Annotated in this window: 13 protein-coding genes and 1 other annotated feature (1 of these 14 only partly in view); of the genes, 2 read left to right on the forward strand and 11 right to left on the reverse strand. The window is 32.9% G+C overall.

Annotated elements, in window-relative coordinates; genetic code table 11:
• Positions 1-93, reverse strand: a binding site (T-box leader); it reaches 143 nt to the left of the window's first position.
• A gap of 227 nt (positions 94-320) precedes the next feature.
• Positions 321-1085 carry a sporulation protein gene (locus AB1282_RS25405; protein WP_056472523.1) on the forward strand — a complete coding sequence of 255 codons (765 nt, stop codon included), beginning with the start codon at positions 321-323 and terminating at the stop codon, positions 1083-1085.
• A 119-nt stretch (positions 1086-1204) separates the two neighbouring features.
• Here AB1282_RS25405 and ysxE read toward each other — a convergent pair whose 3' ends face one another.
• The 8 genes from ysxE to hemA form a co-directional block, all read right to left on the reverse strand.
• Entirely contained in the window at positions 1205-2236 is a 1032-nt protein-coding gene (gene ysxE / locus AB1282_RS25410; RefSeq protein WP_429901021.1) for a spore coat protein YsxE, read from the reverse strand.
• 86 nt (positions 2237-2322) lie between these two features.
• A complete protein-coding gene (locus AB1282_RS25415; RefSeq protein WP_429901023.1) occupies positions 2323-4176 on the reverse strand; it encodes a LysM peptidoglycan-binding domain-containing protein in 1854 nt (617 codons plus the stop codon).
• 631 nt (positions 4177-4807) lie between these two features.
• A complete protein-coding gene (gene hemL, locus AB1282_RS25420) occupies positions 4808-6094 on the reverse strand; it encodes a glutamate-1-semialdehyde 2,1-aminomutase (protein WP_056472512.1) in 1287 nt (428 codons plus the stop codon).
• A gap of 6 nt (positions 6095-6100) precedes the next feature.
• Positions 6101-7087 (reverse strand): porphobilinogen synthase, encoded by a 987-nt coding sequence (gene hemB / locus AB1282_RS25425; protein WP_056472509.1) that lies wholly within the window; start codon positions 7085-7087, stop codon positions 6101-6103.
• Positions 7088-7118: 31 nt separating this feature from the next.
• Positions 7119-7883, reverse strand: coding sequence for a uroporphyrinogen-III synthase (locus AB1282_RS25430; protein ID WP_390309884.1), 765 nt, complete (start codon positions 7881-7883; stop codon positions 7119-7121).
• Complete coding sequence (hemC, locus tag AB1282_RS25435; RefSeq protein ID WP_056472503.1) at positions 7876-8808, reverse strand: hydroxymethylbilane synthase; 933 nt, start codon at positions 8806-8808, stop codon at positions 7876-7878. Before hemC ends, AB1282_RS25430 begins: the two co-directional genes overlap by 8 nt.
• Positions 8809-8820: 12 nt before the next feature.
• Positions 8821-9654: a cytochrome c biogenesis protein CcsA gene (gene ccsA, locus AB1282_RS25440; RefSeq protein ID WP_056472500.1), complete on the reverse strand. Its 834-nt coding sequence runs from the start codon at positions 9652-9654 to the stop codon at positions 8821-8823.
• A gap of 10 nt (positions 9655-9664) precedes the next feature.
• Positions 9665-11017, reverse strand: a complete 1353-nt coding sequence (gene hemA, locus AB1282_RS25445) for a glutamyl-tRNA reductase (protein ID WP_056472496.1) — start codon at positions 11015-11017, stop codon at positions 9665-9667.
• 218 nt (positions 11018-11235) lie between these two features.
• Here hemA and AB1282_RS25450 point away from each other — a divergent pair, with 218 nt between their 5' ends.
• Entirely contained in the window at positions 11236-11718 is a 483-nt protein-coding gene (locus AB1282_RS25450) for a LiaF transmembrane domain-containing protein (protein WP_056472493.1), read from the forward strand.
• Positions 11719-12099: 381 nt separating this feature from the next.
• On the opposite strand, the gene yihA is transcribed toward AB1282_RS25450, so the two are convergent.
• The 3 genes from yihA to lonB form a co-directional block, all read right to left on the reverse strand.
• Complete coding sequence (gene yihA / locus AB1282_RS25455) at positions 12100-12684, reverse strand: ribosome biogenesis GTP-binding protein YihA/YsxC (protein ID WP_056472491.1); 585 nt, start codon at positions 12682-12684, stop codon at positions 12100-12102.
• Entirely contained in the window at positions 12681-15005 is a 2325-nt protein-coding gene (gene lon / locus AB1282_RS25460) for an endopeptidase La (RefSeq protein WP_429901027.1), read from the reverse strand. The genes yihA and lon overlap by 4 nt, the downstream gene beginning before the upstream one ends.
• A 323-nt stretch (positions 15006-15328) precedes the next feature.
• Positions 15329-17026 carry an ATP-dependent protease LonB gene (gene lonB / locus AB1282_RS25465; protein ID WP_056472485.1) on the reverse strand — a complete coding sequence of 566 codons (1698 nt, stop codon included), beginning with the start codon at positions 17024-17026 and terminating at the stop codon, positions 15329-15331.
• Between the last annotated feature and the right edge of the window lie 131 nt (positions 17027-17157).

The following is a 17157-nucleotide window of genomic DNA, read 5'->3' on the forward strand; positions in this document are numbered from 1 at the left end:
GACATTCCAACTCTATTTTCTAGAAACCTCTCACCAAATGGTTTCCTCTCTGAAGAACTAGTTCGTTGTACTCTTCCCTATCAATGCATTTCATTATGAATATATGTAATAGTCTACAAAATTTACTTAAGCTTAGTCAACAGTATTTCTTATTTCTTTGTAGATTATTCAATAAGTGTCAATATAGTACCATATTTTTTAACACATAAAAAAAATACGAAAAATAATTGTAATGATTATTTAACATTCTGGTATACTAGTACTTATTTAATTATGCGATAATTATAAAGTATGTAGATATAATTTTTAGGGGGATATTCATGGGTTTATTTAAAAATACATTAGCTCGTGTTCTCGGAATCGGTGGAACGAGAATCGATACAAAGCTTGAAAAAAAAGAATATCAAGCTGGTGAACGAGTAAAAGGTGAATTATATATAAAAGGTGGACGAGTTAAGCAAGAACTAGATTCCGTCTTTTTACATGTAATGACTGAATATCAAGTTGAATCAAATGATAAGATTATTAATAAGAATGGTACTTTACAAAAATTTATCGTATCAGTTGATCGTATAATAAATGCAAATGAAGAAGTTGTTATTCCTTTCTTTTTCACCTTATCTGAAAATACACCGGTATCACTTCACAAATCCCATATTTGGATTAAAACTCATTTAGAAATAGAAAAGGCTGTTGACCAATATGATGCTGATGGCGTTCAAGTAGTTCCTTCAGTTGGCTTAAAAACGGTAATCCAAGCACTTCAAGAAGAAGGATTTGTATTAAGAGATAGTGAAAACAAAAAGAAATATGGAAAAATTATTCAAGAATTTGAATTTTATCCAATGAATGGCGAATTCCGTGGAAAATTAGAAGAGGTTGAGGTTAATTATTTAAGCTTTGACAAAACAGTCGACTTAATTCTTCAACTTAATCAAAAACAAAAAGAAACAACAAGTAAGTTTTCTAAGTTATTTGGTACTGATGAAAATAATGTTCGAATCTCTTTTTCAAAGGATCATATTACGGACAAGGATTTTGTACGTAAGAGTGTAGTTAATGCTATTAAACGTCATGTAAAATAATAAATATAAAAAAACATCTATCCATGTATTCTCCAACACCATTAGTTGTTGCTACCATTAATGCGGTGATACATTTTTTGGATAGATGTTTTATTTTCTCTTAATTAGGCAGTCTGAATTCATAAATCATCTATAGATTTCGCTGCTTCAATATCCTCTTGAATTTTAGAGACAAAATATTCAATATTAATCATATGCCAGTATGCATTTAATAAATCTCTTACATTGTCTTTTTCATTATTAACCTCGGATCGCTTTAAATATTTAGAAATTTTGGAAGCAAACTGAGTTGGATATGCCATATAGCTTAAAAATAACATTCTTTCCTCTTCTCTTAATGAAAAATTCTTTTCATACATATTAAGCCAATTATTACGATCAGATTGCTGAATAGGATAGGTTTTAAAAGAAGTCTTATAATAGTTAGTTAAGTCTTGAATTGGTGTAGTTTCTTGTGCATTTTCTAGATTAATAAAGACACCTTCACCTCTTTTATTTACAAGAAAGTGCGAAATAGATAAATTTCCATGGTTCATGACAACTCTTGTATTTTCAGTTTCCTTCATTTTTTTAAACCATTCATCTAACTGACCCTTAGCAAATTGATGTGCACTTAATATTTTATGAAAATACGTGCAATAGCTTAGTTCATAAGGTGACATATACCAATTATCTTCAGCAGCTTCAATGAAATTTTCCAATACATCTTTATCTTTACTCCATCTTTTTGTTAACGTATCATAATGGATTTGTAATTGATCTTTATCTACCTTTTTCTCTTTTTGTGTACTGTTGTGCATTTTACCTAGTGAAGTAAACATTCGTTGAAAATGTAAATTCTCATCTGACTTTTCATCAACACTCTCAATCCACGGCATTAAATAGTAATGCTTCGTATTAAATTCAACAATATAATCCCCGCTCTGGGTATGATAAATTGGCACAACATTTCGAAAGCCTTTATCTTGTAAAGAACGAACATTATCAATCAAATTATTTCTATAAACTCGATTCACATTTGCCTCTTTTAGTGCGAATACACCTTGATTCGTATAGATTTTAACTACTTTACCAACAGTTTCAAAATAATTTGGGACAATATGATACTGTGCTAAAATGACGCTTATTTCATCTTTAGGTTTTCTATACAAGATGCGTCACTCTCACTTTCTAAATGCGTAAAAGCCTTGTATTAGTAGACAAGTGTCTTAACTAATACAAAGCTCTCACCATATTGTTATTGTTTTATTGCAGTTACGGGAATATAAATGATTTGCCCTTCTGATAAAAATTCATCATTCAAGTTATTAACACGATTTAACTGCTGAGTTTGTAAGTTATATTTTTTAGCTACGGATTCAATTGTATCTCCATTTTGAGCTAAATATAATTTTAATTTTGTATAAGAATCTTCTCTTCCTTCGCCTGTAAACAAACTTGAAAGTAGATTGTCACTTTTAACACTTCTTGCTTCGCTTACTTCTTCTTTTACTTCCTTGTTTACAACTGGTTCAGCTTTTATTTCTACTTTTGGTAATTCAGGTGGTGCTTCTTGTTGCTCTACTTGAGCTTGATAATAATCCGCATAATAAGGTGGTGTTTGACGAACATCATCATTTGGACTCACGAAAGAATTTTCTTGATTTACTTGAGGGAATGGATTTTGATAGTATTGTTGCTGATTTTGATTATATGCAAATGGTGCTTGCTGAAATTGTTGGTTAACATATGGTTGATAGTTTTGCTCTAAAGTTCGATTATATAGTTCTTCATATTTTTCTATTTCTTTTTGAGCATTACTTTCATTACTAGCATTTTGTAAAGTGCTAAAATCATTATCTAAGAAGCTAGGTCTACTATTTAATGAATTGTTTAAATAGCTGTGTACATTAAAATCATTATTCAAGAAACTAGGTCGCTCATTATACGTATTATTTACACTGTTAGATTCCTGTGCATCATTTACACTTTGACTAGCTTCTGCATCATTATTATTCATTAAGAAGCTCGGGGTTGTTTCCACTGCTTGTGGCTCCATTACTTGCGGTTCCACTGCTTGCGGTTCCACTGCTTGCGGTTCCATTGCTTGTGGTTCCATTGCTTGTGGTTCAAACACTTGTGGCTCCATTGCTTCGGCTGATATATTAAAGCCTCTAAATACGTCTTCATATTCTTCTTCCTCTTGGGCTTCTGATTGTTCTTCTAACTGTTCTGACTGCTCTGACTGAGCCATAATTTCAACATTAAATTGTTCTTCTACTTGTTGTTCCTCTTCAAAACTTTGTTCATTGCTTTCTACTAACTCATAATAATGTTCCACTTCATTTTCAACTTCTTCGACTCGATCTTCAACTACTTCTTCAGGCTGAAAAACCTCTAAGTAAGTAGGTTGCCCAGGATATGTGTCTTGTTCTTCTTGTTCATCATTCTCTTCAAGGGATTGAATCCAATCACTGCCGTAAAGATTATTTTGTTCACTTGCTTCCTGTTCCGAAGTTGGTTGATGAAAGAACTGGAATTGTTCTTCTTGTTCTCTTTCTGGCTGATACTCATATCCTTCATTTCCCTCATTACTTGAGCGATATTCATTTTCGTATGAGTAGTTATTATATTGCTCATAGCCTCTTTGTTCTTGATAAGTTTCTACTGCCCTATTATGGTCGTGTAGACCAGAAATACATAAATCAGCAGCAATTTGAATACTTCCTTTTTCAGCTAATTGATAATCAAATGTCTCTACAGAAACACATAGATTTTCAAGATCAGTAATTCTAGTTAATGGTATTGAAATATCTACAGGGAACTGATGACTCAATTGACAACTTCCATCTTCAAGAGCGATTACATTTTCAATCATTCTTGAAGGTGCTAGTTCTCTTAATGAATAATAATCACCTTGATTCGCCAAATCAGGTGTGTAATTACCTTCTAAGGTTAAGACACCCTTCACCTGAACATATTCTTCAAATTGCTGTATAGTAATGTCTGGATTTAACGAGAGTGACCTTACCTCTTTAACTTCCTGTCCTTTTTGGAACCAGACAGTTTCTTTCAATGAAAAGCGAATGTTTGTTTGATTTTCTGAAGACACCTTAATGTCCTCCTCTCATCGTCCAATTTGGTCTATGACATTACATTTTTATGAAAGAAACGAAAAATTTATGAAGAAAAGATTGTTATTTTATATTAAGAAAGGTTTAATAATCGAAGGATTAAAGAAAAACAGTAATAAAGGAATGGGAAAAAGAAAAATCAAAAGTAAGATTTGGGAAGCACTGGACGAATAGTATCAGAAAAACTAAAGAGAAAAATGGGCAATATAAGTCATTAAAATTAATTACTAAATACTAATACGGGTAACCATAGGATGCTTTTTATTCGCAATTACTATAATGGATTATATTTATAGATTTTTCTTCGAGATTTTATTGCAGTTTTGCTAATCATATTAGCGATGCTCTGATTTTATTTGCGATTTGAGGATTTTATTTGCAGTTTACTTTTCTTTGTAGATTCACTTCAATTTTTTGCATAGGTTGTCATCTTATTTGCAACTTCTCCTTATCTATTTTTGCACAGATCGTCATCTTATTTGCGATTCTCTACATCTATTGGCGGCTTGAACTTCTCTATTTTTCTCTACAATCATTCTACTAAAACTTTACTAACTCTATTTTGCTATAACAAAAAATGGTGCCTCTAAAAGAGGACACCACTTTAAATTAAACTAATTGCGAAAATGCGTATTCAGCAGCTGCAATCGTTTTTTGAATATCTTCGTCTGTATGTGAAGTTGATAGGAATAGACCTTCAAATTGTGATGGTGGTAAGAAGACACCTTGTTCAGCCATTAGTTGATAGTATTTAGCAAACATTTCTAAATTAGAAGTTTTTGCTGTTTCGTAATTTTCAACTTTTTCGTTTGTGAAGAAAAATCCAACCATTGAACCTGCACGATTAATACAATGTGGAATATTGTATTTTTCAGCTGCAGCTTTATAACCTGCTTCTAGTAGATCAGCTTTACGGTTAAATTCTACATAATCTTCTTTAGATAGCTGACTTAATGTTTCGAAACCAGCCGTCATCGCTAAAGGATTTCCTGAAAGAGTTCCAGCTTGATAAATCGGGCCACTTGGAGCAATTTGATTCATAATTTCAGCTTTACCACCATATGCACCTACTGGTAATCCTCCACCGATTACTTTTCCTAAGCAAGTGATATCAGGTGTTACACCAAAATGACCTTGAGCACAATTATAACCTACACGGAAGCCAGTCATAACTTCATCAAATATCAATAATGTACCATATTGAGTCGTAATTTCTCTTAAGCCTTGTAAGAAACCTTCAACTGGTGGAACAACACCCATATTACCTGCAACCGGCTCAACAATAACCGCTGCTAGGTCATCTCCATATTGTTCAAAAGCATATCTTATACTTTCTAAATCATTATAAGGAACAGTGATTGTATTAGATGCAACACCTTCAGGTACACCAGGGCTATCTGGTAATCCAAGTGTAGCAACACCAGAACCAGCTTTAATTAATAAAGAGTCACCATGTCCGTGGTAGCAGCCTTCAAATTTTAAAATTTTATTTCGACCAGTAAATCCGCGAGCAAGACGTAAAGCACTCATTGTCGCTTCTGTTCCTGAGTTTACCATTCGAACAACTTCTATCGAAGGTACTCTCTCGATCACAAGCTTAGCTAATTCTGTTTCTTTTAATGTTGGTGCCCCAAAGCTAGTTCCAGTTTCTGCTGTTCGCTTTAAGCCTTCAACTACACGCTCATTTGAGTGACCTAAAATTAGTGGTCCCCATGATAGTACATAATCAATATACTCATTTCCGTCAATATCATATATTTTAGAACCTTTTCCATGGCTCATAAAAATTGGTGACATATTAACACTTTTAAATGCACGTACAGGACTATTTACTCCGCCAGGAAGTACTTGTTTAGCCTCTTCAAACGCTTCAATTGACTTGTTATATGATCTCATTTATTATTACTTCCCTTCTGATAACCATCTGCAAGCATCTTTAGCATGATAAGTCATAATCATATCTGCACCAGCACGTTTCATACTAATTAATTTTTCCATTACAACCTTTTCTTCTTCAATCCAACCATTTATAGCAGCAGCTTTAACCATTGCATATTCTCCACTAACATTATAAGCAACGATTGGTTGGTGATAGTTATTTCTGATATCACGAATGATATCTAAATATGAAAGAGCTGGTTTAATGATTAAGAAATCTGCACCTTCAACTGTATCTGATTCTGCTTCACGGAATGCTTCTAAACGATTGGCAGGGTCCATTTGATATGCTTTACGATCACCTTGTCCTGGAGCACTTTGAGCTGCCTCACGGAATGGTCCATAAAATGCTGAAGCATATTTTACCGCATATGACATAATTGGAATATTATCAAATCCAGCTTCATCTAATGCATGACGAATTGTTGCTACGAATCCATCCATCATATTTGAAGGAGCAATAATATCTGCGCCAGCTTGTGCTTGGCTTACAGCTGTTTTTGCTAATAGTATTAACGATTCATCATTATTAACATACCCATCTTCTAAAACTCCACAATGTCCATGATCTGTATACTCACATAAACATGTATCTGCAATAACAATCATTTCAGGATATTGTTCTTTTGTTTGTGAAATCGCACGTTGAACAATTCCAGTTGCACAATAAGCTTCTGAACCTACTGCGTCTTTAACATCAGGAATACCAAAGAATATGACAGATTTTATACCTAATGATACAATTTCATCCATTTCTTTTTTTAATTCATCCAACGAAAATTGAAATACACCTGGCATTGAACTAATAGGATTTTTAACCCCTTGTCCTTCAACAACAAAAAGAGGATAAATAAAATCTTCTTTATGTAAATGTGTCTCTCTAACCATAGAGCGTAATGCTTGTGTGCTTCTTAAACGACGGTGACGATCAAACGGAATAGAATAAGTCATTTTTTTCTCCTTCTTTTTAAAGACGAACTGATTAATCAATATCATCTACTATTTTTTTAATTAAAGCCTCTGTTGTAAATTTACTAGGAACAATAATATTATTCAAACCTTTTTCTCTAGCTTTTTGCGCGGTTACTTCGCCGATACAAGCAATTTGAATGTTCTTTAAATCTTCCATACTAAATGCATTTCCAATCAAAAAACAAAACTGTTCTACACTAAATGGATTCAAAAATGTAATCACATCAAGTTTTTTATTTATTAATAAATTTAACAGTTCATTTTTAATCCCTAGATTTGCAATGGTTTCATAAACGGTTAATAAATTAACTACATGACCATTTTCTCCTAGTATTTTTGGTACGTTATCACTCGCTAAAGAGCCACGTAAAAATAAAAATTTTGTTCCTTTTTCTACTATGTAACTTAACTCAGAAGCAAATGTTTTACCAGTAAATTGACTTGGAAGGAAAGCTACTTCAAATCCTTCTTCAATTAATCGATTCTTTGTTTTTTCCCCGACAGCACCAATTTTTTTTTGAAGAATTTTTTGTTTAAGATCCTTTGTAACGTTTTGCACAAAGTAATTTACTGAATTAACACTTGTGAATAAAATCCATTCTGTATCAAGTACTAACTTTTCCAATTCATTCATTGAAATATCACTTTTAACTATTTTTTGAAGTGGAAGATTAATAGGACAACCACCAAACTGATGAATTAATTGATTGAATTCATCAGCTTGGTGCTCTGCCCTTGTCACTAATATTTTCATTCCATTTAAGGAATTATTCATCCGCTGCCTCTTTTACAGAATCAATAATATCCTTTGCTCCACGTTCAATTAATAGATTTGCAGCTTTTTCACCAATTTCAGTAGGATCAGTACCTTTAACAGTTTCTTTTAAGATAATTGTTCCATCTGGTTTAGCTACTAATGCTGTTAGCGAGATTTCATCTTTTTCATCGATCGTTGCAAATCCAGCAATAGGAACTTGGCAACCACCTTCCATTTTATGAAGAAATACACGTTCAGCTTCTACTGTTGTATATGTTAATTCATCATTCAGTCTATTTAGTAATTCACGGATTTCTGTATCATTTTCACGACATTCGATTGCAAGTGAACCTTGGCCTACTGCTGGTACACAGATTGTTTCATCAATGTATTCAGTTATACTTTCTTCAGCCCAACCCATTCTAGTTAAACCAGCTGCTGCAAGAATAATCGCATCATATTCATTATCCTTTAGCTTTTGAATACGTGTATCGATATTTCCACGAATCCATTTGATTTGTAGATCTGGACGAACTGCTTTAATTTGAGCACTTCTTCTTAAACTACTTGTACCGACAATTGCTCCTTCTTCAAGTTCCATTAATCCTTTTCCACTATTTGAAAGTAGCGCATCTCTAGGATCAACACGTTTTGGAGTACATCCAATCATCAAACCTTCAGGTAAAATAGCCGGCATATCCTTCATACTATGTACAGCTAAATCAATTTCACTCGTTAGCATTGCATGTTCAATTTCTTTAACGAATAAACCTTTTCCTCCAACCTTTGAAAGCGTTACATCAAGTATTACATCACCTTTTGTAACGATCTCCTTTAACTCAAATTCATAATCGGGTGCTACTTCTTTTAGTTTCTCTACAAACCATTTAGTTTGTGTTAATGCTAGTTTACTTCTTCTTGTACCAACTATTATTTTACGCATTGTTACATCTCCTTACGTACTCCATAAATGAAACTTTGAATATAGATTTGAAACAACATAATTTCCGAACAAAACTAAGAAGCAACAGATGTTAAATATGCAAAGAGATTTGCCATAGAAACGGTTGCTTACCTTTAAATACATAAATGTACTATACATGATTAAAACGAAAAATGAGCCTATTACTTTCATATCATACCAAACAAATGTGTGTACTCGAATACTCGCCCAAATAACACCTAAAATAAGGGAAGTTAGCATTAGTGGAACTCCAAATAAGTTAAATGTAATAAACATTTTTTCCAACTTACCTAAACTCCCCAATTTCTTTAAATGTGTTGACCATTTCTTCTTTTTTAGTAATACATATTGAAAAATGTACATAACTGAAAAAATAAAGGACAGGGTAAAAGCACCGTATGCTAAGAAAGCAAGTCCAATATGGATATATAATAACTCCGATTTTAACTGATCGACTAAAGTAGCTGTTTTACCCGCCTTCGGAATTAAAATTGATAATGAAAATACTAAAAATGAAACAACATTTGTAAAGAAAACTAAGTACTCTAGTTTTACTACCCAATTAATAACCATTGAAAGTGATATTATGATCCATACATAAATATATAGCCCTTCCCTGGAAGTAATAAAGGAGTATAAACTGTATTGGCTAATAGTGTAAATCATTAAAACAGAAGAAAACACCCAAACAATCGCTAGCAAATAAAATGCTACTCGACTTGCCATCCTATTTGAATCTATAAAATCTATAAAAGAAAAAACGATACTCCATGCAAACAATAAGATTAATAAATGATAGATAAAACTACTTTCCAAAAGCGCCACTAGCTAAACCTCATAAAAAACCTAAATTTTGTTTTAAAGAAATAGTCTCTTTTTCTTTGTTAGTTTGCATGTGTTTTTCATCTTTAGATTCTTGGAAAATTTCATCTAGACTAAAAATTTCTTTAAAAAGGGCAATTTGTGCTTCTGAGTGTTTAGATGTACCCATTTCTTTAGCTTTCATAATTGGATCTCGTAAAAGTTGATTTACGATACTTTTTGTGTGCTTTTGAATAATTTTTAAATCTCTTTCGGATAAATGAGGTAGCTTTCTCTCTAGACTACTCATTGTATCTGCTTGAATATCTAACGCCTTTTCACGTAATGCAGAGATTACTGGAACAACACCTAACATTGATAACCAAGATTGGAAAATATCAATTTCTTCAGTTATTGACTTTTTAATTTTTACTGCCTCGCGTTCACGTTCTGCTAAATTCTCTGCAACAATTCCTTGAAGATCATCAATATCATACAAGAATGCACTATCAATATGATGAATTGATGGTTCAATATCTCTTGGAACAGCGATATCGACTAAGAATAGCGGGTTACCTTTTCTTGATTTTTCAATTCGACGAATCATTTTTTCCGTAATCACGTATTCTTTTGATCCAGTTGAACTAATAACGATATCTGCTTCTTTTAGAGCATTTTCAAGTGATTCTAACCCTTTTCCGATTCCATTAAATTGGTCTGCAAGTCTAACTGCATTTTCAACAGTTCGGTTAATAACTGTAACTTTCCCTACACCTTGAGAATACAAGTTTTGTAAAGCTAAGTTACTCATTTTCCCAGCTCCAACAATCAGTACATTGCAGCCTTTTAAATTGCTAAAAATCTTTTTTGAAAGCTCTACAGCAGCATAACTTACAGATACAGCATTTTCACCGATTCCAGTTTCTGAGTGAACTTTTTTTGCAAATGTAATTGCTTGCTTAAATAATTGATTAAAAATCGTACCAATTACATTATTCTCTTGAGCAAGTAAATAACTATCTTTTACTTGTCCAAGAATTTGAGTCTCACCAATTACCATAGAATCTAAACCACTTGCTACAGTGAATAAATGGTTGATTGCATCATCTCCGGTTTTAATGATTAAATATGGTGATAATTCCTCGTCTTTTAAGCCAAAACGTTGTAACAAAAAGCGTTTCATATAATATTGACCAGTATGAATTTGATCGACAACTGCATAAATCTCCGTACGATTACAAGTAGAAACAATAATGTTTTCCAAAATGCTTTTTTCATTTTTTAATGAGTTCATTGCGTCCTGTAGTTCATTTGGAGCAAATGCTACCCTTTCTCGCACTTCAACTGGGGCAGTCTTATAATTAATCCCTATTGTTATGATGTGCATGCCCTAAAGCCCCCCTAAAAACTTTGTACAAACTTGTGTTTTTATATCTATCTTTACTTATCAAAATATCATATCTATGTTCTACATCAATATGCTATCATAAATGTAATATTTTGTAGAATTTTTAATCCGATTTATACTATTAAATGTTCACAAATTTTATTATACAATAATTTTAAAATAAAAGTGATTACAAATAATGTTAAACAGGAGTTGTTATGAAAAAAAATCGATTATTTATTGGAATCCTATTAATTGGCTTTGGCATTTATTATCTTATTTCAAAATGGCAAGTCCCAGCTTTACACATTTTTACATTTTGGACGACTCCGATCTTGATTACTGGAATTGCACTTCTCGTTCAAGCTTTTAAAGGAAGAGAATACCATTATGTATTTCCAGGAATAGTCGTCCTTGGATTTGGCATTCATTTTTATGCCATCGAACATTTTCAAACTTGGCCAAACCATTGGTCGGTTCTTACACTCATCATTTCAATCGGAATGTTGCTACAATCTCGAAATGGAAAAGGTGAGCTATTACCAGGTTTACTATTATTTATTATGTCTCTATTTTTCCTTTTTAATGAAAAGCTTGCAACAATGCTTAGTTCGCTTCAATCACAAGTCTCTTATTTCCAGCAATATTGGCCAATATTAATTGCTGTTGTCGGTTTATATCTTCTATTTTCTAAAAAATAAACATTCTTTTTTATACATAACTAGCCGTTTTAAAAAGAGGAATATTCTTTGTATACTTCCTTGTACTTTGGAAAAAATTTGTATCATTTAATTATGCTTCAATTATAATTCTATCTATTCTAATTGTTTCTTTTGGTTCAATAACAATACATATTTTAGAACTAGAAACCTTTCCAAATTTAAATGAACAATTAAATATTCCAAAGCTAAGGGAATGTAAATTGAATTCTACTAATTGTTAATTTATTGCTAGGAAAATTTTATTAAAAAAGATAACTAAAAAAGCTTTTATTAAGGATTATTTTAAACTAAAAATACTAACAGGTTGCTCGAGACCTGGACACAAAAAAATGCTGGTGGCCTTTTAGCCACCAGCATTTTTTATTTACACATACGATCAATTACTGACCATGCTTTTTCTTTACCCATACCAGTTTCAGATGAGAATAAAATTAATTCATCGCCTTCTTCAATCTTTAACTTTTCACGAACCACTTTTGCATGTTTATCCCATTTTCCTTTAGGGATTTTATCTGCTTTTGTTCCTACTATAATGACTGGGATTCCGTAATGCTTTAAGAAATCATACATCATGACATCATCTTCTGTTGGTGAATGACGTAGATCAACTAATAAAATAACAGCTCTTAATTGCTCACGAGTTGTAATATATGTTTCGATCATTTTCCCCCATGCTTCTCGTTCCTTTTTGGAAACTTTAGCATAACCATAACCTGGTACGTCAACGTAGAAAAGCTGTTCATTAATTAGGAAGAAATTTAATGTTTGAGTTTTTCCAGGTTTTGATGATGTTCGGGCTAATGCCTTACGATTTAACATTTTATTTATAAATGAAGATTTCCCAACATTTGAACGACCTGCCAAAGCGATTTCAGGAAACTGTGTTTCTGGATATTGATTTGGTCGGACTGCACTAATGACAATATCCGCTGTTGTTACTTTCATTTTTTCACTCCTACTATTGCATGCACAAGCACTTCATCTAAATGGGAAACAGGTATAACAGTTAAACCTTCTTTCACCATTGGTGGTACATCTTCTAAATCTTTTTCATTTTCTTTTGGTATGATAACAGTCGTTAAGCCTGCTCGATGCGCACTAAGCATTTTTTCTTTTAATCCACCTATTGGTAATACGCGACCACGTAATGTGATTTCACCAGTCATTCCAACCTCTTTGCGGATTGGTTTATTTGTTAATGCTGAAATCAATGCTGTTGCCATCGTTATACCTGCTGAAGGGCCATCTTTTGGAACTGCACCTTCAGGAACATGAATATGAATATCATATTTCTCATGGAAGTTTTGGTCAATATTCAGCTCTTCTGCTTTTGAGCGAATATAGCTAAACGCAGCCTGTGCTGACTCCTTCATTACATCCCCTAGCTTACCAGTTAAAGTTAGCTTACCCTTTCCAGGATATAGTGATACTTCTATAGAAAGTGTGTCTCCACCAAATGCAGTATACGCTAAACCTGTCGCTACACCAATTTGGTCTTCGCTTTCCATTTGACCATAAGAGAATGTTTTCTTACCTAAAAATTCTTCAATATTTTTATCGGTAAATATTATTTTTTGTCTTTCGTTTGAAACAATCAACTTAGCAGCTTTTCTACATAGTGTCGCAAGAACTCGCTCTAACGATCTTACTCCAGCTTCACGTGTATAATGACGAATAATTGCACTCAGGGCACTTTCGCGAATTTGTACAGTAGATTTATTTAAGCCATGCTCTGCTAATTTTTTAGGGAATAAATGTTTTTTAGCTATATTAACTTTTTCAAGTTCAGTATATCCAGATAAAGTAATTATCTCCATTCGATCACGTAATGGACCTGGAATAGTTGATAAATCATTTGCAGTTGCTACAAATAAAACTTGAGATAAATCAAATGGCTCTTCGATGTAATGATCACTAAATGTATGATTTTGTTCAGGGTCCAATACTTCTAACATTGCTGATGCCGGATCCCCTCTAAAATCGCTCGACATTTTATCAATTTCATCAAGTAAGAATACAGGGTTATTTGTTCCTGCTTTCTTCATCCCTTGGATAATTCGACCTGGCATAGCTCCGATGTATGTTCTTCTATGGCCTTTTATTTCTGATTCATCTCTTACACCACCTAGAGATACACGTACAAAGTTTCTAGACAGAGCGTTTGCGATTGATTTCGCTAAAGATGTTTTACCAACTCCAGGAGGACCTGCTAAACATAAAATTGGACCACGTAATGAATTCGTAAGTTGTTGAACAGCTAGATATTCTAATATTCTTTCTTTTACTTTTTCAAGACCTTCATGTTCATTATTCAGTATCTTTTCAGAACGATGTATATCCAGTGTGTCTTCTGTTTGCTTAGACCATGGTAGAGCTACCATCCAATCTAAATATGTACGAACTACACCTGCTTCTGCAGCATTAGGAGGTAGTTTCTCATATCTAGCTAACTCTTTTAGTACTACTTCCTTTGTTTCTTCAGGCATATTTGCCTCTTCGATTTTTGTTAAAAACTTATCAACTTCTTCAGTTTTACCTTCACGATCACCTAATTCGCGTTGAATAACCTTTAATTGCTCTCTTAAGAAATATTCTTTTTGAGTTTTATCAATATTTTTCTTAACTTGTAGACCAATCTTTTCCTCAAGCTTTAGTAATTCTTTTTCATCTTGAAGGAAATTTAAGATAATATGTATTCGTTCAGTAACATCAATTGTTGCTAATATTTTTTGTTTTTCTTCTTCCCTTAATGGAATTGAATCGATCATTGCATCTGCAAGTTTACCTGGATGGTCTTGCTTAACAATTGATGCAATTGTCTCTGGCAAAATTCGCTTCGATAATTTACTGTATTGTTTAAAATGCTGCAATAAAGTTCTCATTAAAGCACGAAGCTCTTTAGATTCATCTTCTACATCTGGATATTCTTCTACCTTTGCAGTTAAGAAATCATTTTGATCAATAATTGATTTGATTTTTCCTCTGTGTAATCCTTCGACAGTAATACGAACAGTACCATTTGGAAGTGTAATTTTTTGTGTTAATTTAGCTAAAGTTCCAAATTGGTATAATTCATCGATCTTTGGATTTTCAGTATCTGCATCTATTTGAGTAACAACAAAAATTAAATGATCTAACTCATCAGCTTCTTGTATAGCTTTTATCGATTTCGTTCTTCCTACATCTAGATGTGCAATAGTGGCAGGAAATACACTAATTCCTCTTAAAGGTAGGAGGGGTACAACTTTTTCTTTTGTAACATTCATCACGTTACACCTCCATGTTTTTCATTCTATTTAGTTATTTTACCTTAACATATATATCATTTACAATGATATGCATCAAAAGAAATAAAGAAGCAATATAATCAATCAACAACTGCCTAGAAACATACCATAAATAAATGTTTTTAGCGATAATCTTGATTTTTACTAAAAATACGCAGTAAGACTCGTAATAAGATTAAATCATATAGAATGTATTTCCACAAAATAAAAAGTGTTCGATCACTTCATTGAAAAATAGAATGCAAAAATAGTTTGTATTCTTTATTTATTCAAAATGAAATGATTCGAACACTTATTTTTATCTACATAGATTGCGATTGATTCTCTTCAAACAATGTTAATTGTTGGAAATCAGTTTTTGTTTGAGTTGGTACTTCAAATTTCCAATTATCTTTAAAGACTTCATGAAGAACTTTTTCAATGCGATCTACTGCTAATATTTCTACATCTTTATATTGATGTAATGTAGCTTGATCGTTTTCTTTCGGTACAATAATTTTAGTTGCTCCTGCTTTAACAGCTGCCTTTACTTTTTCTGGAACACCACCAACTGGTTTTACATCACCTTGAATGCTCATTTCGCCAGTCAAAGCGATTGTATTTAATACTGGAACATTATTAACCGCTGAAAAAATGCCTACTACCATGGCAATCCCTGCAGATGGGCCATCAATTAATGCGCCGCTTGGAAAATTAATGTGAATCGTAAAATCATCGATTGGTACACCAATTTTACGTAAGATTGTCGTAACATTTTCTAAAGAGCCTTTTGCCATACTTTTTCTTCGAATAGATTTAGCTTGATTACCTAAGCTTTCTTCTTCAACAATCCCAGTAATTGTAATTGAACCTTTACCGATTTCTTTTGCCTTCATTGCACTTACTTCAATCGGTAGCAATGCACCAATATTTGCACCATAAACAGCTAAACCGTTTACTAATCCTACAGTTGGTGCTTCTGGAATTTTGTTAACAAGTCTTGGTGATAAACGACTTACAGAAACAACCCAACCAATATCATCTTCTATTAATTCTTTTCGACCAGAAGTTAAAACCATTCCGCCAGCTAACTGAATTAAGTTAATCGCTTCACGACCATTTTTTGCATATGTACCGACTAATTCTAAAGCTTTTTCCGAGAGGCTTAATTCAATTTTTTCAGCAGAACGTTTAGCTACTGCTTGAATTTCATCCTGTTCTAATTCTCTAAAAAATATTTCTAAACAACGTGAACGAATTGCTGGTGGGATATCTTCTGGTGATCTTGTTGTTGCACCAACTAACCTGAAATCCGCTGGTAAACCGTGTTTGAAAATTTCATGAATATGTGCGGGTATAGAAGGATTTTCTTCTTGGTAGTATGCACTCTCAAATTTTACTTTTCGGTCTTCAAGTACCTTAAGCATTTTGTTCATTTGAATTGGATGAAGCTCGCCAATTTCATCAATAAATAAAATCCCGCCATGCGCGTCGGTTACTGCTCCTTTTTTAGGTTGAGGAACGCCTGCTTGCCCCATCGCCCCTGCACCTTGATAAATTGGATCGTGAACTGAACCAATTAAAGGATCCGCAATCCCTCTTTCATCAAATCGAGCAGTTGTAGCGTCTAATTCTATAAATACTGCATCTTGTTTAAAAGGAGTATTTGGGCTCTTTTTCGCTTCTTCTAATACAAGTCTAGCTGCTGCCGTTTTTCCGACACCAGGTGGCCCATAAATGATCACATGTTGAGGATTAGCACTGCAAAGTGAAGCTTTTAACGCTTTTATTCCATCCTCTTGGCCAACTATATCATCAAAAGTAGTTGGTCTAACTCTCTCTGCTAACGGAACAGTTAAAGAGATTGACTTTAATTTACGTAACTGCTCCATTTCTTTTTTTGATTCTCTGTCAATCGAAACTTTAGTTGTTCGTTGACCTTTTAATAAATGAATAAAATACAATGCAACGATTGTACCTAATGCTAATTGAGCTAATAATATAATAGTTGTTAAACTCATTATTTACCCCTCCACTGAAGTAGAAATTAATTTTAGTATCGCCCTCTAAATGGAAGGATAAACCAAATTTTAAAAATTAAAGGCAAGGTTTACCGAGTAAAGTTTTTAATCATTTAAGAAAGATTAAAAAA

This window comes from Gottfriedia sp. S16(2024) (genome assembly GCF_050473765.1).
Lineage (GTDB): Bacteria > Bacillota > Bacilli > Bacillales > Bacillaceae_G > Gottfriedia.